At 39.4% G+C, this 20,221-nt stretch carries 19 protein-coding genes; 11 read left to right on the top strand and 8 right to left on the bottom strand.

Annotated elements, in window-relative coordinates; genetic code table 11:
• Positions 1-40: 40 nt before the first annotated feature.
• The 3 genes from ACTJIP_RS08915 to ACTJIP_RS08905 form a co-directional block, all read right to left on the bottom strand.
• Entirely contained in the window at positions 41-4,066 is a 4,026-nt protein-coding gene (locus tag ACTJIP_RS08915; RefSeq protein WP_440704436.1) for a DUF5977 domain-containing protein, read from the bottom strand.
• A 106-nt stretch (positions 4,067-4,172) separates the two neighbouring features.
• Positions 4,173-5,573: a hypothetical protein gene (locus ACTJIP_RS08910; protein WP_440704435.1), complete on the bottom strand. Its 1,401-nt coding sequence runs from the start codon at positions 5,571-5,573 to the stop codon at positions 4,173-4,175.
• Between the two features lie 488 nt (positions 5,574-6,061).
• Positions 6,062-6,577 carry a sigma-70 family RNA polymerase sigma factor gene (locus tag ACTJIP_RS08905; protein ID WP_440704434.1) on the bottom strand — a complete coding sequence of 172 codons (516 nt, stop codon included), beginning with the start codon at positions 6,575-6,577 and terminating at the stop codon, positions 6,062-6,064.
• An 805-nt stretch (positions 6,578-7,382) separates the two neighbouring features.
• Here ACTJIP_RS08905 and ACTJIP_RS08900 point away from each other — a divergent pair.
• The 11 genes from ACTJIP_RS08900 (at position 7,383) to ACTJIP_RS08850 (ending at position 13,752) form a co-directional block, all read left to right on the top strand.
• Positions 7,383-7,769, top strand: a complete 387-nt coding sequence (locus ACTJIP_RS08900; protein ID WP_440704433.1) for a single-stranded DNA-binding protein — start codon at positions 7,383-7,385, stop codon at positions 7,767-7,769.
• A gap of 32 nt (positions 7,770-7,801) precedes the next feature.
• Entirely contained in the window at positions 7,802-8,266 is a 465-nt protein-coding gene (locus ACTJIP_RS08895) for a hypothetical protein (protein ID WP_440704432.1), read from the top strand.
• A gap of 74 nt (positions 8,267-8,340) precedes the next feature.
• Positions 8,341-9,414 (top strand): DUF932 domain-containing protein, encoded by a 1,074-nt coding sequence (locus ACTJIP_RS08890; protein ID WP_440704431.1) that lies wholly within the window; start codon positions 8,341-8,343, stop codon positions 9,412-9,414.
• A gap of 58 nt (positions 9,415-9,472) precedes the next feature.
• Positions 9,473-9,808, top strand: coding sequence for a hypothetical protein (locus ACTJIP_RS08885; RefSeq protein ID WP_440704430.1), 336 nt, complete (start codon positions 9,473-9,475; stop codon positions 9,806-9,808).
• Positions 9,792-10,001, top strand: a complete 210-nt coding sequence (locus tag ACTJIP_RS08880; RefSeq protein WP_440704429.1) for an addiction module toxin RelE — start codon at positions 9,792-9,794, stop codon at positions 9,999-10,001. Before ACTJIP_RS08885 ends, ACTJIP_RS08880 begins: the two co-directional genes overlap by 17 nt.
• Before the next feature lie 31 nt (positions 10,002-10,032).
• Positions 10,033-10,233, top strand: a complete 201-nt coding sequence (locus ACTJIP_RS08875; protein WP_440704428.1) for a hypothetical protein — start codon at positions 10,033-10,035, stop codon at positions 10,231-10,233.
• A gap of 7 nt (positions 10,234-10,240) precedes the next feature.
• A complete protein-coding gene (locus ACTJIP_RS08870) occupies positions 10,241-10,795 on the top strand; it encodes a prtrc system protein e (RefSeq protein ID WP_440704427.1) in 555 nt (184 codons plus the stop codon).
• A gap of 27 nt (positions 10,796-10,822) precedes the next feature.
• Entirely contained in the window at positions 10,823-11,041 is a 219-nt protein-coding gene (locus ACTJIP_RS08865) for a PRTRC system protein C (RefSeq protein ID WP_440704426.1), read from the top strand.
• 19 nt (positions 11,042-11,060) lie between these two features.
• Entirely contained in the window at positions 11,061-12,227 is a 1,167-nt protein-coding gene (locus tag ACTJIP_RS08860) for a hypothetical protein (RefSeq protein ID WP_440704425.1), read from the top strand.
• Positions 12,224-12,952, top strand: coding sequence for a PRTRC system protein B (locus tag ACTJIP_RS08855; RefSeq protein WP_440704424.1), 729 nt, complete (start codon positions 12,224-12,226; stop codon positions 12,950-12,952). Before ACTJIP_RS08860 ends, ACTJIP_RS08855 begins: the two co-directional genes overlap by 4 nt.
• Positions 12,949-13,752 (top strand): PRTRC system ThiF family protein, encoded by an 804-nt coding sequence (locus tag ACTJIP_RS08850; RefSeq protein WP_440704423.1) that lies wholly within the window; start codon positions 12,949-12,951, stop codon positions 13,750-13,752. Before ACTJIP_RS08855 ends, ACTJIP_RS08850 begins: the two co-directional genes overlap by 4 nt.
• 288 nt (positions 13,753-14,040) lie before the next feature.
• On the opposite strand, the gene ACTJIP_RS08845 is transcribed toward ACTJIP_RS08850, so the two are convergent.
• The 5 genes from ACTJIP_RS08845 to ACTJIP_RS08825 form a co-directional block, all read right to left on the bottom strand.
• Positions 14,041-15,024 carry a hypothetical protein gene (locus ACTJIP_RS08845; protein WP_440704422.1) on the bottom strand — a complete coding sequence of 328 codons (984 nt, stop codon included), beginning with the start codon at positions 15,022-15,024 and terminating at the stop codon, positions 14,041-14,043.
• 168 nt (positions 15,025-15,192) lie between these two features.
• Positions 15,193-15,552, bottom strand: a complete 360-nt coding sequence (locus tag ACTJIP_RS08840; RefSeq protein WP_440704421.1) for an immunity protein Imm33 domain-containing protein — start codon at positions 15,550-15,552, stop codon at positions 15,193-15,195.
• Between the two features lie 37 nt (positions 15,553-15,589).
• The gene (locus ACTJIP_RS08835) at positions 15,590-16,177 is read right to left on the bottom strand and encodes a hypothetical protein (protein ID WP_440704420.1); all 588 of its coding nucleotides are present in this window, start codon (positions 16,175-16,177) and stop codon (positions 15,590-15,592) included.
• 164 nt (positions 16,178-16,341) lie between these two features.
• Positions 16,342-16,887 carry an Imm26 family immunity protein gene (locus ACTJIP_RS08830; protein ID WP_440704419.1) on the bottom strand — a complete coding sequence of 182 codons (546 nt, stop codon included), beginning with the start codon at positions 16,885-16,887 and terminating at the stop codon, positions 16,342-16,344.
• Complete coding sequence (locus ACTJIP_RS08825; RefSeq protein ID WP_440704418.1) at positions 16,880-20,221, bottom strand: DUF6443 domain-containing protein; 3,342 nt, start codon at positions 20,219-20,221, stop codon at positions 16,880-16,882. Before ACTJIP_RS08825 ends, ACTJIP_RS08830 begins: the two co-directional genes overlap by 8 nt.

The following is a 20,221-nucleotide window of genomic DNA, read 5'->3' as shown; positions in this document are numbered from 1 at the left end:
TCATTTTCAAGGTGATTAATTCTTAGAACAAACCAAATCGTTAATTACAAGGCCTTTGCTGGGTAACAATCCACACACTTGTTGTACCGTCAGGAAATTTGTAATAATACCCGTAATCGCATAAATTGGGCTGCCCCGGAGTAGGCCGGTTAAAATTGGTTTTTACCCCTGTCACACAGTTCCCGTTGATTACTTTATGGTCCGGTTCTGATCCTGGTTCGTCCCCGCCACAGCTGCAGCTAGTCGTTTGATTGATTATTTTCTGGCCATTTAAACGGATATCCTCCTGTGCCAGGTAATTGGCCATATTTTTATCATCGGAGGTATATTTCCCGGCAGGAACGATATAGATGTCGGCGCCAGGCGTAAATCCATTTCCACAGGTATTATTAGTAAAAACCTGTGAGAAGGCATCATTGGTATAGGACTGTCCTCCACACTGTTCTGGTTGGCCGGCATAGTTGTAGCAAATCCTTTTAATGATATTGCGATCCTTATCCCTTACAATACTAAGCCTGCTCAGATAATCATACTCACTAAACTCGGTATTACCATTCCGGTCCGATTTAGAGGTAAGTCCTACTCCAGGTTCATAAGTATAGGTCATTATATCAGCATCGGTAGGATAAACACGTACTTCATCAATAGCGTTTCCATCTGACAAAACCATTCCGGAAACATAGGTTTTACTCGTATATACCCATTTCCCAGCTGAGAAGTAGCGGTAATCTATCCGATAGCTTCTCCCAGCCGGCGGTGAAAAGGATACAGTATAATCGCCTTTATAACATCCTTTACCTGCATAGGCCACAATAGTATCAGCATAGTTAGTATCTTCAAATCCGTTATAATAGAACTCAGCAGAAATGCTCTGCTGTGGGTCTGAAAAATAAGAGCAGATCATATCAATAGAAGGTGCAAAAGAAGCTTTGGCAGCTGACAAGGTGTACGTCCCTGCTGGTAAATTGGTGTAAACATAATACTGGGGATAAAATCCCATATTGTTATTAAATTCGTCATCCCATCGGCCAGTAGACCTGATCTTCAATAATCTACCAGACGAACTGAATGAAGGAGAGGAACAGCTTAAGGTATAATCCCCCATCGCATTAGAGCCATAAACCGAATCCGTAATACTAATGTAAACGGTAGAGGGCTGCGAAAGCGTAAAGCTGAGCGTTTGTGGAGTTGTACCCTGCACACGAACACTCTTTGTGGTTACCGTACCGACTGAACCGGTCTTTTCGCTGTGGGCAGCATGTGCATTTTGTGTCGCCACGGTAACATACTTACTGAAATTCCCATCCTTATCGCCGTATCCCCATTGATACCCCGTCTCTGGTCTGTTGGGATCTCCCACGTGAACAAGGTTTCCTTGCCCGTCATAACTCATCGTCTTCTGTTTTTTCACATAACCCGGCATTCTATTCAGCGTAGTTCCGGAAAAGCTGCCTGCCTGGGCAGCACTAAGCGGAACATCATTTTGAAATACTTGAATCTGTTCAGACTGGATATCGCCGCCAGGCTGAAACTTATACTCAGTATTACTTGCTGTAAGTAGCTTTTGACCGCTGGTATTCACCTGCCAAACCTCTGAGGAAACTGGTAACCCAACCGCATTAGCATCCTGGAGGGCCCATAACGCAGGGAAGCTTAGTGGAGCATAATCGGTAGTATAATAACTTCTGGTTTGAATAGTATCTCCTAGACTATTTACAGCATTGATCTTTGATGGTTGAAGGTTTAGGGGATTATACACATAGGATGTTGATGTTTGGGTAAAATTCCCTGTACTATCATACATTTTTGTTGTCATTGAACCCAGGTCCGTACGTCCAAAAATGGGAGTATAAGTCTCGGAATATAGCTCAATCAATGATGCATAATAGGTGAACATGGACTCAGGACATAATAAAGTGGTTTTTGGCCTCCAGACTATATTGCCTGCTCCAACCGTAGTGGCAAGCGGTAAATAAGCGTATACTGTTTCTGACCTGACACTCCCATTCTGTGCAATTTCCTGCTGTTTCTTGGGAAGCCCATACACCCATGGAAGGCATCTGGTTTTATTGGAATAGGGCTGGACCTGACTGGCAGCAAGCAAAGGAAAATCATCTGGAGATGTAAATTCGTTAACTGTTTTCCCCAAAGAGGAAACCTGAGTCCCCTCATAAACCTCAACCCGTTTATACATATGTGGCAGCAGATTATTCTTGGACGGATGTGTACTGTAATACTGGATATTGGTGGACAAAAGTTGTTGGGTGGTAGGTGGGGGAGTAAAAATGTCAATGATGATTCCAATGATTAGTCCCCAAAACAGTTGGGTGGCAATAATCTCACCCGCTGCAGATAGGCTCCCATAGGCCATTGCATTTCCTACCGATTTAATAGCAGTAGGATTTACCGTGTAGGAATAAACAAAATCTCCCACTTTAAACCCCGAGGTACTGGGGGGTATGACTAACCTGGAATACGAAGTATCACTGAGTATGGGTTTTTCATATCCCCAACCGGACGAGGTTCCATCGGCATTGACGTATTTGTACTCTTTTATAATTTTCTTTGAAGTATCTACCATGTCATACCAGGTGGTCCTTTTTACTCTAATTCCGCCACTCAACTGGCTGGTTCCAGCGCTTAGTGCATCATTGTTTTCATATTCATACAGCAGCTTACCTCCCGATGGGTACCATACTTCTCTTAATCCTCCCAGCATTGCCGTACAATACGGGTCCACTATCCTATTAACCTCTGATGTTAGTTCCTCCAGTGAATTAAAGGTATTGTCACCCGTAGAGTAATCCTGAAAGAAATAGGTCCTGTTATTATTAAACCCAAAGTGATCACTAGCGCTAACGGCTCGCGGCGGAACAGTAGCCATTCCCGTCAGGATAGGAACTTTATTATAGTAAGTAAATTTGTAAGGAGCATCAGGAATTTTATATCTGCCCAATTTCTGAACCGATTTTAATGATAACCTGGCGAATTTTAAGTCTGTAGGGCTAAACGAATAGGAAAATGACCGCGTGGAATCTCTAAAGAAGTACTCATAAGCAAACTGATATCCGGAAGTAACTACCGTATCCTGCTTAATGAGGATCTGATTAAGCGGCTTTTGTCCCGGAAGGTCCACCATATCCGAATCATTGTATATAAATGATACTGATGTGGTATTATCGGGAAATTGAATTGATGAGAGTCTTTTCCTTGTTCCGGCATAAATCATCGGTAAGCTTTGTCCCCCATAATTTGATCTACCATCATTGGTCGTTGAATAACTTTTTACCCCGTCATACCCTGCTATATAATTGAGTTTATACCCCTGATAGTTGAAAGTTATTTTATGGCCAGAAAAAGGATCATAAATCTCCTTTAAATACCAAGTGTTGTGTGTATAGTAGTTGCTGACAGTATAGCCGGGAATCACATAAGTAGCTGTTGTCCCTGTGGGATGTAGCTTAGTTCCTTTGGTGATAATAATTAAGTTGCATCGGTCTGTTTCGCTAAAGGTATACCTGATCCCTCTTTCATCTGTAATAGTAAAGGAACTGATCGTAGTGATCGTGCTATCATCATACAACGCTTTGTACTCCTGCTTCTGAATACTTAATTTTGAGTTGTCCAAAGGGCTCACAAAACCACTCTGGGAGATAATAAAACTGCCACTCCGACCGCCGAACTGGAAATCAAAAACATCCTGCTGCCTGTCTTTCAGCACTTGGGCATTAGGTTGGTAAACACTTTCTGATCCCGGGTCTACAAGCGGTAAAAATCCGGCTGTAGGATCTATAGGCTGCAGCCGCTCTGGGTAATACACCATAAACCCATCACCATACCTGTAGCCATCATATGTACCTCCAATTTGGTCATCTGGCGTACCGATAGTCCGGCGTGTAATCATACCACCCGCAGTTAATTCCCAGCCAAGACCAACACTTGTGGGTATTTGATTGATGGGGATTCCTCCACCGCAGGTATAATTTAGAGAAAGATCTACTGATAACCTGCCACCATCCGTATAGCTATATAGCGGAAGGCCAAAAGTGGCCCGTCCCGTGGGCAAATCAACTTGCGCAAGACAACGCGCCGACAAGAATAACAGTACGATAAACGTAAAGGGATAACATTTACATAACATAATACTATATGATTTAGGGTGTAAAAACAGGTTAAAAATTGTATCCCATCCGGAGCTTAACCGGATCAGTAGCAGGGATATGGGTATTACAGAGAAAATCAAACAATAGCATCACATTTCCTTTGAGCTTACTGTTTATTTTATATTTTTTGCTGATGCCAACCAGCCCGCTTTGTGTCCACGACTGACCATAACCGACAGGTAAACCTTCATAGGCTGGCATATAGTTGCGCTCATAACCTCCATTAAGAAAGAAAGTACCTTTCAGTTTCCAATCGATAAAGGAACGCACACCCATTCCCTGCCCCGAAAAATGAATATTATTTAATCCAGTGCCCATCCCTAATTTGTACGACAGTCCCAAACCTGCACTTCCATTTTTATGGAACTTATACGCTATCTGACCCGCCAGCTCGCTGGTGGTAGGAAAAAAACGGTTGCTGCGCTGAAATTGTATGTTGCTGCCGAATTCTAGATGCTGAAGAAAGGTTTTCGTTTTCATTTCGTTAGGCTTAAATGCCGGCATTTCTCCAGCGTTATCCAGCCCTGGAAACTTTTTCTTTAGCTCTTCCAGCTTACTTCGTGCAGCTTCCATCTGCTGGCTGATAACAGCGTTTGCATTCGGTCCGCTTCCTGCCCGTTGTGCTATCAGGGCCTCCACCTGGCTCCGGGTCTGCAGCCCTTCCAGGCTGGCAGAATTACCTCCTGTGCCCTGGATATTAAATAACCCGGCCAGTTCTGCGTGTTGGTGCATAAAATCGTTATAAGCCGGAATTTTCCTGAGTATTTCAAGGGCTTTTTGTTCCGCTTTCTTCTTATCCTTCAGTAAGTCTTTGTATTCCCTGATTTGTTGCGCATAATAATAGGCTTCTTTATTCAACCGCTGCAATTCACCACAAAGCTTTGTATAAGTGGCCAGCTGGGTTTTCAGTAGTTCCTTACGCTGCTGGATATAAGCCTTGATCTGGTCTGTAACCTGTAGTTTATCTTTCAGCCCTTCAACAGACCTAATGGCTCCCGAAAGTTTTTGTGATGCAATTCCTGAATTCTTTAAGAAACGTAACGAAACTCCCATGCTGTCAAGACTAGGATCGATAAAACTTTCTCCAAGAATTGATTGTAAAGACATCTTTCCTTTAATCTCATCTTTATACTTTTGAAGTTGTGTAGGTCCTTGAGCAAATAGGGATGCCGCCCTGGATGGATCTATGGCTTCCAGTTTCCTTTTCAACTTCTCTTCGTTCTTTTGCCACCTTCGCAGAAGCTGAGCACTGTTTCCAGTAATTCTGCTGTTAAGCCTATCTGATCGGCGTTTCACCTCCGAAAGATACTTTTGGGGAACAACTATCACTTTTGGGGAAAGACTGTCCTGGGCTTTTAAAGATTGTACAGTGATTAAATAAAGGAATAGGGGTAAAAAAGTCCATTTCATAAATGGTCCCTCACTACATTTTAGAATAAGGAAATGTTTGAGATCTTGTACCAACCTGCCAAACTAAAGACACCTACAAAAAAGCAGTATAGAAATATCCCGTGCTATGATTCTAAGAGGTAAGCTTTAAGGATAACAATCCCATTACAGCATGACTATCAGTAATATGCTTTAAGATAATTAGGATTTCTATGATTGCCAAATTTGGGGATTAAAAAAAGGTACTATTACTTTTCAAGAATTTTATCTTAAATCTTTCTTCAAAACTTACCTGTTCATTTCTTTTGAGTGGTTCTTACATACAATGCATATGTAAGATAGAATTACGATACGCAGTGTATTAGCGTAGCTAAAAAAAAGCTAAAATGGGCATTTAAAAGGAGGAATATTTTTTTTAAAATATGTAGCTACTACATAGGCTCTTATATTGGGTAACACGGCGCCGTTTATACCTTCCTGAATTTTTTGAGCGACTCTAACCAAGCCTGCTACCTTCTTAACTTCCCAATGAGAAACCTCATCGTTTTATCAATCTGATTGCCGATGGCTGACTTAGACATATTCATTTCACCCGCTATTTCTTCTCTGGTCCTGCCTTCAATTTTACTCAATAGAAAAATTTGCTTCCTCCTGACAGGAACTAACTCCAGGGTATCATAGATGGATTCCAATAAACGTTCTTTCTCTATTTTTTCCTCAAGTTCCTCCTCTGAATGGTCTTCTATCTCAATGTTCAGGTTTTCTATTGGGATTTCCATCTTGCTTGGCTTATCTTTATAAAACTGATAGATCTCCTGGCTGCATGCTTTAAAAATGATCGCTTCAGCATTTACACTCTTCAGTTTCTTTCTATATTTCCAAAGATGAACAAAGACATTCTGCGTGATATCTAGCGCATCATTTCTTTTTCCCACTTTACGAATAACGTGGGAGAAAATAAACTGACTGTACTTTTCAAAAACCTCTTTGAAAAAGTCCTTATACTCTTTGTTCTGACCAAACATCTCGCGGATGAATCTATATTATTATGGCTTCATATTAATGAAGTACTCCTGGCTATAGTCCAAACTTGTTGAGAGCCGTTTGTAACCATATCCAAATTATTCATACCTCCCTTAAAAGGAATAACTATTGGTGCTTATCACAGATTGCTCTGCCAGCAACAGGGTTAACTTCAAGTTGTTAAATAAAAACAACATCCTACAAATATATGTATATTTTAAAACATATATCCCCATTTACCTCAAGAAATCACATCAAACCCAAGATCTCATAGGAAATTGAAAATAAACATCAGTATTTCCCTGCGTCAATATTACTACTCCCGGTTTTCTTACTACCAATCCTTTAATCATTCAAATTACCAATTCCATCCTTAGTCAGGACTTCTTATTTAAAAAGCACAGTCCTATATCAATCCCACATATCCTTATATCCAGCTAACTAAAATTGGAATTACAGTCCGCTACTGCCTATTTCCAATACATGCTTATTATTCTCACTTCTCAGATATGCTTACAATCAGATTGAGGTGATACACTGGTAATACTTTCCAAAGAAACCGGACAAAAGGCAGCTAAGGTAAGACGTACAGCAACCGCACAAACCCGCCAAAAGACTACGGCATAAACACAAGGCCCACGCTCACAACCCTTCCTTTATTCCGTTTCCTTTTGGCTTTTCCCTTTGTACGTCTTCCATATCTGCTTTCTTTTTTCCGGTTTTTCTTTTGGAAAGTATCACGAAAAAAAGCCACGACAGGGAAAAAGAGAACAATAACAAATTCTCTAACTCAAAAAAAGAAAAGTCATGAACATCATTGGAAAAGTAACACACGACGCACAGGTACGCACAACGACAGACAAAAGGCAGGTAGTCAGCTTCTCTGTTTCAGTCAACGACAGCTATACCAATAAGCAGGGCGAGCGCATCAAGCAGTTTACCTTCTTCGACTGCTCTTACTGGCTCAGCACAGGTATAACAAAATTCCTTAGCAAAGGAACACTCGTTGAACTCTCCGGAAGAGTATCCGCAAACACTTGGACGGGAAAAGATGGCAACGCCCACACCGGACTCAACTTCCATACCTCACAAATCAAACTCCTTGGGAATGTTGGACAACACACCAATCCCACCGAACAAAAAGAACCAGTAACAGCAGATAGAGACAATGGAACGGACGACCTGCCTTTTTAACCATCCATAATCAACGCAAAAATACAAACAAAATGAAAGATCAATTAAAATTCAAAGTACAAAACCTCTTATCACGAAAGGGAGACACTATCAGTGCCCCCATGTCTCCTATGCTTTTCGCTAAGGAAATGGCAAGCCAGAATAAGGTAAAATTTAACAGGCTGGCAAGGGTTCGGTTTAATGACGAAACTATACATCAGATAGCAGAGGCAGGGGGTTATACCGGACATGATACACTAATCATTGCCACCAAGTATGCTAATGATCTCTATCTCAGCCTATGGGTTGATGAAGGGGTACACGGAATCCCTGTGGCAATGTCTTTTCAATCAGACAGAGAGATCATTATAACTCCTGCCTATAACGAAGCAAAATACGCCCGTAAACTATCCCTAGATGAGCTAAAGGAGGTTTTCACTTACATCTTTGAAAACCCTTCAGTACTAGACATCAAAAACGATGGTGATTGGATAGGTGGTGAAACTAAAAGCCTGTAATCCTTAACAGGCAAGCATCTTCAAAGGGTTGACTGTCTTTAAACTTCTCAATAATCATTATAAAATTAAATATCATGGCACACAATTTAAATTTCAACAATCAGACAGGACGTTATTCATTCTTTAGCGTAAAAGAAAAGGCATGGCATGGGTTAGGCCAGATTATCCAGGACTACCCCACCAGTGAAGAAGCCATCAAATTTGCAGGGCTTGATTACGAAGTAACCAAATCCCCCCTCTATACTAAAGGATCAGGAATCCTTCAGACAGCAGAAGGAATAGAATTCCAAGAAAACGAAACAGAAGTTCCCAACTACTTCGCCAACATCCGCATGGATAATAATGCCGTACTTGGAGTTGTAGGAAAAGATTATCAGATCATACAAAACCGTGATACGTTCACTTTCTTTGACGCTATCGTAGGAGGTAATGACGGTATACTCTACGAAACTGCGGGAGCATTAGGACAAGGGGAACGCATCTTTATTACCGCCAAACTTCCCGACTATATCCGTGTAGGAAATGGTGATGATATCACCGAAAAATACATCTTCCTAACGACTTCACATGATGGTAGCGGAAGCATTACGGCAGCATTTACCCCTATCCGTATTGTATGTCAGAATACCCTGAATGCTTCGCTCAGAAATATGAGCAACGTCGTACGCATCAAACACACCGCAGGGGCAAAAGAACGCTTGGAAAATGCCCACAAGATAATGGGATTGGCAAACTCCCTTACTAAACAATTAGAAGGCATATTCAATGAATGGGCAAAGGTAAAAGTAACCGATCGGGAAGTAAAAAAACTGATCCAGTTAGCACTATGCCCAAACAAAGAAACACTTGACCTGCTTAAAAAAGGAGCCGAGGATGAAATTTCCACCGTATTCAAAAATACGGTAGATGATGCCTTCGCCTATGCAATGATCAGCGACACCCAACAAATGGAAACAACAAAAGGAACGCTGTTCGGTGCCTACAATGCGGTGACAGGATATTACCAGAATGTAAGAAACTACAAGGATGGTGAAGCCAAGCTACAATCCATTGTAATGGGAGGTACAGCGCAGATGAAAACCCAAAAAGCATTTGAGCTATGTACATCCTTTGCTACAGACGGCGCAGAAGCATTTACCCTTAACTAACCCATTCATAACAGTCCGTCAGGTACTGGCGGACTGTCTTTCCCCTAAAACTTAAAAAATGAAAAAGTCAATTGAACGGCTATTATTTGAACTCGTTGACCAGATCGGGGAAATTCTCCATGGTGATATACACATTATTAAAACACAGCGGGACATTAACAGCTTCATACAACCTCCCGAAGAGTATAAAATCACATACAGGCTCTATTACGCTGAAGGGTATTGTCTGGATCTTAACAAGATAGCGGTTTTAGATAAGAATAGCCATATAACTGGACATAACTATACTGTTTTTCAGGATTGGGAAGGTTTTCTAAAAGCTGACCTACAAAAGATTTACCAATACCTGATAACAAACCTCCCTCAAACAAACAACGATGAAAAAGCAATATAATTTTCAAATCAAACCGCATAATGATAATCGGGATTGGGAACAGATAGAATTCTTTTTCAAAACTTATCGTAAAAAAGCATCAGCAATACATTATGCACACAATCTTTCTATAAAGTTCAAAGCAGAGATTCGACTAACAGAAGGTAAAGACCCATTTTCTGTGAGTGCTACCTACATCAGGGAAAACGATTAAAAATCAAATAAACAAAAATAACACAACGCTAATGACAATAACAGATTTAAACGGTCACTCAATCGAAGTTACAAACCTCACCAAAGCAATAAACCAAGCCAAAACGTTCAAAGGCTTCCAACACAAAGATAAAATCTTTTCCGACTTCGATAAGAGAAACAAAGCCTATTGGACGGATATATACAATAAGCTGATGGAAATCAGAAAGCAATTACAAAACACTTCAAAATAACAATATCATGGATGCAAATTTTTTCAGGCAGATCGCCCAAATGAATATCAATGGAAACTTAGTTATTACCATAGCCAAAGAAGATAACATTTTTATTGTTTCATCATTTCTTCAAAACAATACATGTTCAGATCAGGCAAAAGATATTATACCTCCCTACAATCTCAGGGGAACTCCGGAGGAACTTGATATGGGGTACTTTGAAAAAGCCACAACGCCTTTGCAAACCGCTTCGGGTTTAGTAGACAACATGGAAGTGTTTACAAAGCAATTGGAGGAAGCCCGCAGAAAATCTGCTATGGAAAAGGAGAAAACAGATAAAGAGAAGCTGGAAAAAGAAGCAAGCGAGAAAAAGTACCGTAATGCAATGCTGAAAGCGGACACCTTTGAAAAAGACCAGCGGTATCGGGATGCTTGGACGGCTTTACCCAAGACTTCCGACTACCCCGAATATGCAGATGTCATTCGGAAACGTCAGAATGATTTCGCCCGTCATTTCGCCCCCGACCTTTTCAATGCGGAGGAAACACCGCAAGATATTATAGCACAGGACGAAGAATAATTTTTGTTAACCCTAAAATGCAAAAACATGCTACTAGCAACACAATTAGAAAGAGTATTCCTACTTACTGATAAAGGACAGGAAATTAAACTCACTGATCCAGAACCCAAATGGAATGTTCAGGCAGTCCTTAACTTTTATTCCAATACATACCCCATCCTGACCACCGCAAAAGTGTCAGGTCCCGTTATCAAAGACGATGCGGTACAATACCGTTTTGAATCTGTAATCGGCACAAAAGGATAACCCAATAAATAACAAAACAATGATTTATGCAACCACAAATTATATCGGGGAAAATCAAACTACCTCAAGACCCAAAGCAACAGAAACTTCACAGACAGTTAACCGAATTCGCAATTTGGATGAAAAACCCCAAAGATGCAAGCGAAATAAAAAAGGACAAGCTACAGCCTGTTCCGGCTACGATGCTTCCTGTAATTTTCTGAGACCCGTATTCCTACCCAAACTTAAAGAATCAAAAACCACACAGGCATGTAAAGAAACGGAAAAAAAAGAAAGGGATTTTTATAAGTCCCTTTCTTACCTAGCAAAGCATTATGGTTTAGAACCCATGCCTACACAATCTTTTGGCTATCCGTACAATATTTCACTGGCAATGTGGGATATTAAAAAACAGCTTAAAGCAAATGTTGAAAATTGGGAGGAAATACGTTTGATACAATACTCTAGGAAAATTTCCCTTACCTGTACTGAAAGATACAGCACAGGGGGAAGCCTTTACTATATTCCCGTTATACCACTCCACCGGATGCTTAAAGATCCCCGACGAAAAAAAACAGCCCTTCTGTTTTTGTCGGTTTTCTCTTACCTCTATCATGTGGCGGGTATTCCCTACTACCGTCAGCAAGACTCCTATTTGTATTGGCAATATGAAATGCAAAAAGACTGGTTGATTGAAGATGAAGGAGAAGATGTCAAAGAATGTATGGTTGAGTTTACGCAGGCAGAGCAGATAGGCGACCGTATGGAACAAAAGATTTTCAACCATAAGAATTTGGAGCTATTTGAAAACCGCTTATATTCTTGTGCAATCAATGATACCTTCGACAAAGATTGTCAGCGACTGGCTTATGAAGTTTTACATATTTATCAGCAGTATCCGGAAAAGAATATCTTCCAAAATGCCCTCCCCAATGGAGATGCTAATGAATATGATATGGACAATATCATACCGATGGACAGATATATTTCGTTCTGTGCCAATGATCACGGGTGGCTGAGTGAAAATATTGAACAGTCTGTTAATAACGAACTGCAGGAATATGGGCAGATGGAAGAACCCATTATAACCAAACATTTTGACAACAAGAGGTCAATTCAACCAAGCCTTGATTTTGAAAATCGCCTTTTTCCGCTGTTGGATGACCTCTGCTACTTATTGTACCACTATAACCCCATAAAGAAATGAAAGAAATGAAAGAACTTAATGATATTACCCAAGAATTTGAGCCATTGTATTTTCCGCAATCCGCACTTGTCTTCTATCTCAAAGAGGGAAACAACCCTGATGGTTATGTGGAGCATTTTGATATGGATGATACCGGAATGCTTCTCAATGCCCACCGCCTGACAGTAAGGGAAGCTACAGCACTGACAAAAGCGCTTCGCATAACTGACAATAAAGTTGACTGCCTGCAATCTTCTGGCATCTTAGGGAGCCATATATTGCACATTGATCCTTTAAAAGGCAAGGCCGTATGGTTCACGAAATCTATGCAAAGGCAGCTTTGCTTTACCGAAAACCTTGATTTGCCCAATGGTAAAGCCCATGTACCCCATATGTTGTGGATGGCAGACAGGAAAAGTCTCACAGTTTTTGCACTGACCACAAACCGCAGACCCGCCAAAAATACCCCCCTTTATTATGCCCCATTCTTTAATGTTTATGAAGACGGAAAGGTATGTATGGGTAGCGTTGATGTAAGAATTATGAAAACAGCAACGCTGGAAGAATTTACCAAAGCCTGGGAAGACTATTTTTTTAATAGTTACTTCAGTCACTTAATGACAGGACATAACCCGATTAAAGGGAACTGTGTGAGTCTATGGAAGAATCTCGTTTCAACGGGAGAAAAGTTTCCTCTTGATGTACTTAAAAAATCCAATATAACCCTAAAAGACCTTATAAAATGAATACTGAAAAACAAAGAATGCATTTCACAGATAAAGAGCTTCTGAGTCCCACCAACCCCATAACCGTGAATCTTATTGGGGCAGGGGGGACAGGTTCAAAAGTGCTTACCTGCCTTTGGGAATTAGACCACAGTCTGATTGCACTAGGCCATCCCGGACTATGTATACGTCTATGGGATAGCGATAAGATTGCCGATCCCAATATAGGAAGGCAACGCTTTGCCGAATGTGAAATAGGACTTTATAAATCCGTTGCCCTTATCAACCGTACCAACCGTTGGGCAGGCACGAATTGGAAATCTGAAACTAAGAATTTTGAGAAAAATAGTTTGGGAAGAATACCTACAAGCGCCAAAGCAACAATTTATATATCCTGTGTTGATACCGTAAAAGCTAGGTTTGAAACTACTGAAATCCTTAAAGAACTTAGTTCCTACAGGAACTACGGGGATCGCCCCGCATACCTGCTGGATTTTGGGAACGGGAAATTTACAGGTCAGGTTTTCCTCTCTACCATTGGCGAAATCAGACAACCGCAATCCGAAAAATATAAAACGGTAGCCACTCTGCCGTTTATGACCGATGAATATGGTGATCTGCTACAGCAATCTGAAATGTCAGACGATACCCCAAGCTGTTCACTGGCTGAAGCACTGGAGAAACAAGACCTGTATATAAATTCAGCATTAGCGCCAATGGGATGTTCTTTGCTATGGGGACTATTCCGCAATGGTATGACCCCATACAGAGGATTCTTCCTTAATTTAAAGGATTTTCGTTCTGAGCCTATTCCCGTCTGATAATCCAAAATCCGGCGGCAAAAATGCCGTCCCTTCCCAAACGGAGGGACCGCATTTTTGCGTCCGAAATGGCGTAGCCCGTCTGGTAGAACTCGCCCTCTCCACATATCAACACCACGTTATACCTGACCGGCTACAGCATATTTGTCGGAACTATCAAAGTTCCGAAATTGCATTATTCTTAAATACTCGATAAAATTCCATAAAAAAGACTGTACCACACGATACAGCCTTTTTTACGGAATTTTCTTTCTTATAACTTCTAACATGGAAGAAAAAAGCTATGGTTTAATTTTGGATTCCTTCTTTTATCCATTTCGCTGATTTCAAAAATCGCTTTGATACATCGTCGCCCCATTCCGCTCCATAATCGAACTCATAGGTCTTACAATTTTCATTTTCAAAAACAGTCTGTACAACTTGTAAAAGCTTATTTTCCTCTATTGTAGCTAACACTTCCTGAAATTTTCTATTCCAGGCAGGGCTAGGGTTAGCACTTCTAGCCGCATCGAAAAAATTAATCAACTGAACTTTAATTTCAAAGTCGTTCCAGATATCTTCGGTAATCTTCAAATTCAAGAGATCATTAATAATCTTATAGCAGCCCTGCTTATTCTCTACTCGAAATCCCTTCAAATAGTCAATTAACTCAACATCTGCCAATGAAACCAACTTCAGAATTTTTTTAAAGCAGATAATGTCATGGTGAAAGCTTTTCTGATATATTATGTGCAATATATTTCTCAAGACTTCAAACTTAATACTGACAGAAGCCTCCTTAATAATACCACGAACAGTTTCTATTTTGAGAATGTCCTCCAAAAAATTACTGTTAGGGGAAATAAAATAGTTCTCTCTAAGATACATAGTAACGTGTAAAAAATCTTCGGGAGAATAAACAATCATTCTATCCTTAACAAGTTGCGGAATCAAATTATCTCTAAGCAACGCACCAATCCTTGATACATACAATGACCTTAAAAAAGAATCATTGAAAACATTATTATAGTTCAACAATTTTGGAAGAATATACTTATAACTTTTCCTGGCAATTTCTGATGAAATCAGTTCGTTAAATTTGGTTTCCAATTCTTTTTCAATGCTTAATTGTTCTTCCCTATCGCTAGTCGCCTCTTCATGCTTCAACAGTAATAAGTCAAACCAATGTTGAATATTACTGAAATCTGTTTCTCCAATATTCAGTTCTTTAGCTAATACTTTTGATTTCGCAAGTTCATCGTTTTTGAAAGTCCAATATGGATTATCCGTCATAATGTGTAGTTCTGTTTAGCCTCAGGTTTCCGGAAGCATCTTTATAATACGCCAGTCCGATGTTTCCTACCTGATCTGTATAGTTGTAGATATACTACTCTAATAAAATAGCACGGATAATAAACCCGTGCTATAATTTTCATAAACACGTGATATCCTTTTCTATACCTAATCTTCTATTAATAAACTTTCATCAAACCATACATCTTCATACCCTTTACTATCTATCAGAAATCTGTTTCCTGGTGGTAGTCCCAAATATTTGACTACAAACGGAGCATTATCTAATAAGTGATGAGTATGTGAGGGTCTAAAAAACTCGAATTCTTCGGGGTTAAAGTCTTCGCCTGACCATATATACCAACCATTCAACACTTCTGTACGTGGATGCCTTAATCCGTTTATTTGTAGAGAAGGATTAAAACTTTTCCCTAAAGCAATTAGTGAATCAAGACTTACCAAGTCTTTATCTTGTGCATATTTTTCACAAATCTCCTCTTGTAATTTGAGGTATCCCTTATCTATCATCTTGATGTTTTGTTAGTTGTATTCTGTATTTATTGTCCTAAATTAATATTTCAGTTTTTAAGTGGACAAAATCTTTTCCCTTACCTATTTCACCCTCATCGAATTCATATACTAGCTCAATTTCATTAATATACTCAATTACAAAAGCTTCTCCTAGCTCACCAGTAACGGCAATATCACCTATTTGATAAAAATATTCAGCGTAAGGCAAATAAGATTTGGGAACTTTAATTACGATATCGTAGACATTATCAGGATATTTATAAAGAATATATTTCCATTCTGAGGCATTAAATTGAATTTTTTCGTCATTTATTAACAGATTAAATATTAGCTTCCATTGTTTAGGTGGTTTGGCAGAATAAAAAATCCAGTCTTTGATAAACGGAGCTTCATTTATTATTTTTCTTGAAAGCTCCAATAATTCCGCATCCCCTTCTGGTGAGATTGTTAAAAAATTCTTATTTACTCTATTATCAAAACCAATTTCCCAAGAGAAATCACCAATCCTTTCAATCTCTGCATCTAATAGATTCACATACTCTGTTGTAATTTTTTTTGGAGCTAAATATTCGATATCAATTTTAATCCAATTCCAAAAATTATTGAATTCCTTTTCTTTCATATTTTGCTTTTACCTTATTATAACGTTCTGGGTTCATTTCATTTCTTTTATTATCCAATTTATCTATCCCACCCCTTTCATTAATATTTGGTAGTTTGTATTAGTTCTAAAGAATTAGGGTATTATTTTCAATACCCTAATTCTTTAATAATAAAATTTAGAAATTACCCATTATTTAATACTTCTTCAGCAATTCTCACGGATTCTAACGTTTTCTCATACAAAATTTTATCATAATCCTCAGGAATCCATTCCTGTAATCCAAAATGCGCTTTTAGTGCATTTTGAAATCGAATTGGACCGACTTCATTTTGATATGAAAGATTGTCAAATATATCTTTATCAATATTTGCCAAAACATTTCCTTTGTGGTCAATCAATCTTGCGCCATCAGGATAATCATTATTAGGCAAGCCTAATTTGTAGCAAGGAAACTTGACTGATGATAGATTAGACAAATTATTTCCTATTATTTCCCAATGTTTATGATACAGTTTTGCGTCAACAGTATAACCGAGGAATAATATATTTAAATCTTTTAAACCGTTTAAATCGACTTCTTCTTTTGAATTATACTTTTTATCGAAAACGATCATTATAAAATTATGCTTGTGACTTGGCATATAAACAATTTGCCCTATTCCAAATTCATTGTTTTCAATAGGAATTGTGAAGACATCTCCCACATTTAATTTAAATCTCTTAGCCATTATTAATTGTATTTAGACCTTTTGGTTTTATTTGATTCCTTTTGTTTTGTAATCCTCCGTTAGGATTGGATTTATTAGTTGGACCTCCTCCTTCATCTATATGTTTTTGCTCCTTTCTATCAAGATCTTTACCTGGTTTTCCTCGCTCTAAAACTTCGAAATCATAATCTGCATCTGGATTTTTTCTTTGATGCTCTTTTTTTCTTTTTTCATATCTGCCTTCATTTTTTGCCTGCCCTACATAGTCCTTTTCTTCTCCATTTTTATCTTTTCTTTTATAGACAACACCTTCTCCATCAGATTTTGTATCACTTTCCTTATTTTCAGCTTTACTATCTCCTTTTTTATCAGAATCGTTATTAAGTACACGGTTAGCAATTATTAAGCCCGTGGTACCCACTGCTGCAACGGCGGTTATTTGAGCAGCTAAGCCTCGCATTAAGCCATTATAGTTATTAATGGCATTACTCTTCATCTGCTCATACACCGCTGATCCTGCTCCCGGTTTTACCGAATATCCAGGCGGAGGTGCTACAACTCCAGGTGCATATACTGGTAGTGGCACAAACTCAAGACCCTCCAGTTCTCTACCATCAACAACTCTGTTCTCAGAGAAATTATAATGTGACTGATAAGCATATTTTTCACTTAATGGGTCAACATTAAAGAACCTCGCCATCCCGGCATCATAGTTCCTCCATCTATAAGAACTCCATTTGGTATCAATCTGGTTTTCCTGTCCTTGAGTAGAGTATCTATAGCTTGGGGTTACTGTACCATTAATACTCAAATCTCCGCCAAATTCAAGCCCGAAAGGATAGTAATGGTTGGTTCTGTCAATTTTCAGGTTTCCGGAAGCATCCTTGTAATACGCCAGTCTGATATTTCCGACCTGATCTGTATAATTGTAAATATACAGATTTTTAACAAAGTCATAATACCCTTCTGCTGTAGGAACGAAGCTTAATATGTCATCAGTATATTGAAATCCATCCAGATAGTCTGTCTTGCTGACAGCTTCCATCTGTGCTCTGCCTGTTGCATATGTGTAGACTTTTCTTAGTTTGGTTCCAGCAGCATTATACAAGTACTTTGTGTTGACGTTATAGGTATTTAAAAAGTCATGACTATTATATAATTTGTTAAATTTTATGTAATTGGGAAGATTAAGGTAATTATAGTCAATCTGCAATATTCCTCTATCCTCATGGCTTATCATATTTCCATTACCATCATACGGAATTGCAGTTGATACAGAAGCCGGATACCCAGCATAATTCCCTGAAGCATCACTTACTGTATTAATCCTATTCCCGGTGTAAGTATAAGTGAGATCATCAATCTGCTGTGCTCCAAAATTTTGCAATAACCTGTTTCTTCTAAGGGTCTGAATATTCCCGTTTACATCATAGGTCAATGCTTCATTGTAATAATTATTATGAGGAACTGTGGCATCGGGCTCAGAATAGATACCATTTTTCAATCTGTCTAATCCATCATACTGGTAATTATACCTTCTAAACGTTCCATTATCAGCGCTTGACCAGTCTATCTCTGCAATATTTCCATTGTATTTCCCGGTAGAAACTGTCGAATAAGCAGGATTGTGGTATTTAAGCTCATAGGCAAAAAGCTTCCCGTTTAAGCTCGTCGGATCATTTACTTTCGTAAGCCATCCTCGGATGTTGTAAGTCTGGTCTATTGACTGCAACGGTATACCTGTGGTATTACCTGTCTTTTTATTGATAAGTTGTCCGAGATCGTTGTATGTGTTTTCTGCCAACAATTCCTCCGTCTGGCTGTTCACCTGATGATAGTGTTTCAGCAGCCTTTTCTGGTCATCATATACAAATCTTTCTTTGATAGCCACTTCTGCATCTGCACTCCCTTTTTTGTGATAGGTATAGCTTTCATCCACAGCACCGGAGAAATCAAGCTTGAATTCCTTTTTAGTATATCCGCCTAAATGGTTCCAACTTTTTTCAGCGACCTTTCCACCTTTGGTATTGTAATAGAAATAGGTTTTCGTCCAGTTATCGTCTTCAATGTTTTTTACATAAGATGCAGTTGGCAGACCTTGGGTATTGGCACCTCCATTTAGCGTTTTATCTTCGTTGACTACAAATTGATCAAGGATTTTCGCAGGGGGAAACTCTTTGGCATCCCTTGGATAAGAGTCATAGTAATTAACAGAAAGAAGAGTCTGAAAATTAGTAAAAAGAGTATTGGTGTAATATACTACAATCCCATTTTTGCTAAAACCTGTAGCAGTAGGTATTTCGCTGATCACAAGACTGTTAATCTGCCCCTGTAGATCTGCACGGCTTCCCCCGTTAATGAGTCCGGTATAGGCAACACGGCCAAAGGCATCATATTTGGTGAGCAGCCATTGTCCTTTATTTTTCAGGTTCACATCCTGAGAAAGCACAGGGCGGTCAGACGCATCATACACCACAGATTCCCAATCATCTCTTCCCGGCAGTCTTTTCTCTACCTGTCTATCCAAACCATCATACCTGTACTGGTAACAATAGGTGTTCAAAATATCCGTGGTAACAGTATTGCTATTTTGTTCAATTTTTTTGAGCGCCAGCGCAGGAATCACAAATGCCTTTTGCCCGTATTCATTATAGACATAATAAGTATCAATATTCTGTGACCCGTCTGTACGTCGTATCAGTACAGTCTCACCACGGCCATTCTGAAACTCTGTTACAGGAGTTCCGTCTTCATCGGTTACTGTATTTTTGTATAAAGTCCCGGCATCATAAAAGCCACTGCCTGTTGCTATGGATACCGAAGAAATAGTTTTATTATCTGTTCCTGCCGTACTGGTGGTTGTATTGGTGATAAATTTCTTAACCTCTGTACCTAGGTTTACCTCATATTTATATTTTTGAGTATGTCCGCTTGCCATCTTCCAGGGATCACCGGGCTGGGCCACTTGCAATACCCTGTCCAATGGAGAGTTTTCAATTTCCTTTTCTGTATAGGCATTGGCTACACCATAGTAGGAATTAGCCGCAGTCTCATTGACAATCCCTGTATGGATCGCTGAATTGAGAGTATTAGCCGGAACAGGAAGAATATCCTTGACTTGTCTCCCAAACCCGTCATAAGTGATAGGGGTAACTAAATCTTTCCCTGTAGTGGTAGCTTTTACATTAACAATCTGCTTGAGTCTTCCCAATCCATCAAAATAAGTGATCGCCTCTGTTTTCTTAGTACAGTCACCGCTCAGACATGTTTTAGATTGTACAAAATTTTCTGTTGTACTCTGTGCATAGGTCGTCATCGCCGTAAACAGCAGACCTAATAATTGTATTTTTTTCAT

The organism is Chryseobacterium sp. 22543, assembly GCF_052044565.1.
In the GTDB taxonomy this organism is placed as follows: domain Bacteria; phylum Bacteroidota; class Bacteroidia; order Flavobacteriales; family Weeksellaceae; genus Chryseobacterium.
Note: the sequence above shows the minus strand (reverse complement) of the source record. Positions and strands in the feature narration are given on the sequence as shown.

Coding starts and splice junctions, on each gene's coding strand:
- ACTJIP_RS08900 (WP_440704433.1), top strand. CDS start 7,383: ATGAACATCATTGGAAAAGTAACACACGACGCACAGGTACGCACAACG.
- ACTJIP_RS08850 (WP_440704423.1), top strand. CDS start 12,949: ATGAATACTGAAAAACAAAGAATGCATTTCACAGATAAAGAGCTTCTG.
- ACTJIP_RS08825 (WP_440704418.1), bottom strand. CDS start 20,221: ATGAAAAAAATACAATTATTAGGTCTGCTGTTTACGGCGATGACGACC.
- ACTJIP_RS08830 (WP_440704419.1), bottom strand. CDS start 16,887: ATGGCTAAGAGATTTAAATTAAATGTGGGAGATGTCTTCACAATTCCT.
- ACTJIP_RS08910 (WP_440704435.1), bottom strand. CDS start 5,573: ATGAAATGGACTTTTTTACCCCTATTCCTTTATTTAATCACTGTACAA.
- ACTJIP_RS08875 (WP_440704428.1), top strand. CDS start 10,033: ATGACAATAACAGATTTAAACGGTCACTCAATCGAAGTTACAAACCTC.
- ACTJIP_RS08890 (WP_440704431.1), top strand. CDS start 8,341: ATGGCACACAATTTAAATTTCAACAATCAGACAGGACGTTATTCATTC.
- ACTJIP_RS08905 (WP_440704434.1), bottom strand. CDS start 6,577: ATGTTTGGTCAGAACAAAGAGTATAAGGACTTTTTCAAAGAGGTTTTT.
- ACTJIP_RS08855 (WP_440704424.1), top strand. CDS start 12,224: ATGAAAGAAATGAAAGAACTTAATGATATTACCCAAGAATTTGAGCCA.
- ACTJIP_RS08845 (WP_440704422.1), bottom strand. CDS start 15,024: ATGACGGATAATCCATATTGGACTTTCAAAAACGATGAACTTGCGAAA.
- ACTJIP_RS08895 (WP_440704432.1), top strand. CDS start 7,802: ATGAAAGATCAATTAAAATTCAAAGTACAAAACCTCTTATCACGAAAG.
- ACTJIP_RS08860 (WP_440704425.1), top strand. CDS start 11,061: ATGATTTATGCAACCACAAATTATATCGGGGAAAATCAAACTACCTCA.
- ACTJIP_RS08865 (WP_440704426.1), top strand. CDS start 10,823: ATGCTACTAGCAACACAATTAGAAAGAGTATTCCTACTTACTGATAAA.
- ACTJIP_RS08885 (WP_440704430.1), top strand. CDS start 9,473: ATGAAAAAGTCAATTGAACGGCTATTATTTGAACTCGTTGACCAGATC.
- ACTJIP_RS08870 (WP_440704427.1), top strand. CDS start 10,241: ATGGATGCAAATTTTTTCAGGCAGATCGCCCAAATGAATATCAATGGA.
- ACTJIP_RS08880 (WP_440704429.1), top strand. CDS start 9,792: ATGAAAAAGCAATATAATTTTCAAATCAAACCGCATAATGATAATCGG.
- ACTJIP_RS08835 (WP_440704420.1), bottom strand. CDS start 16,177: ATGAAAGAAAAGGAATTCAATAATTTTTGGAATTGGATTAAAATTGAT.
- ACTJIP_RS08840 (WP_440704421.1), bottom strand. CDS start 15,552: ATGATAGATAAGGGATACCTCAAATTACAAGAGGAGATTTGTGAAAAA.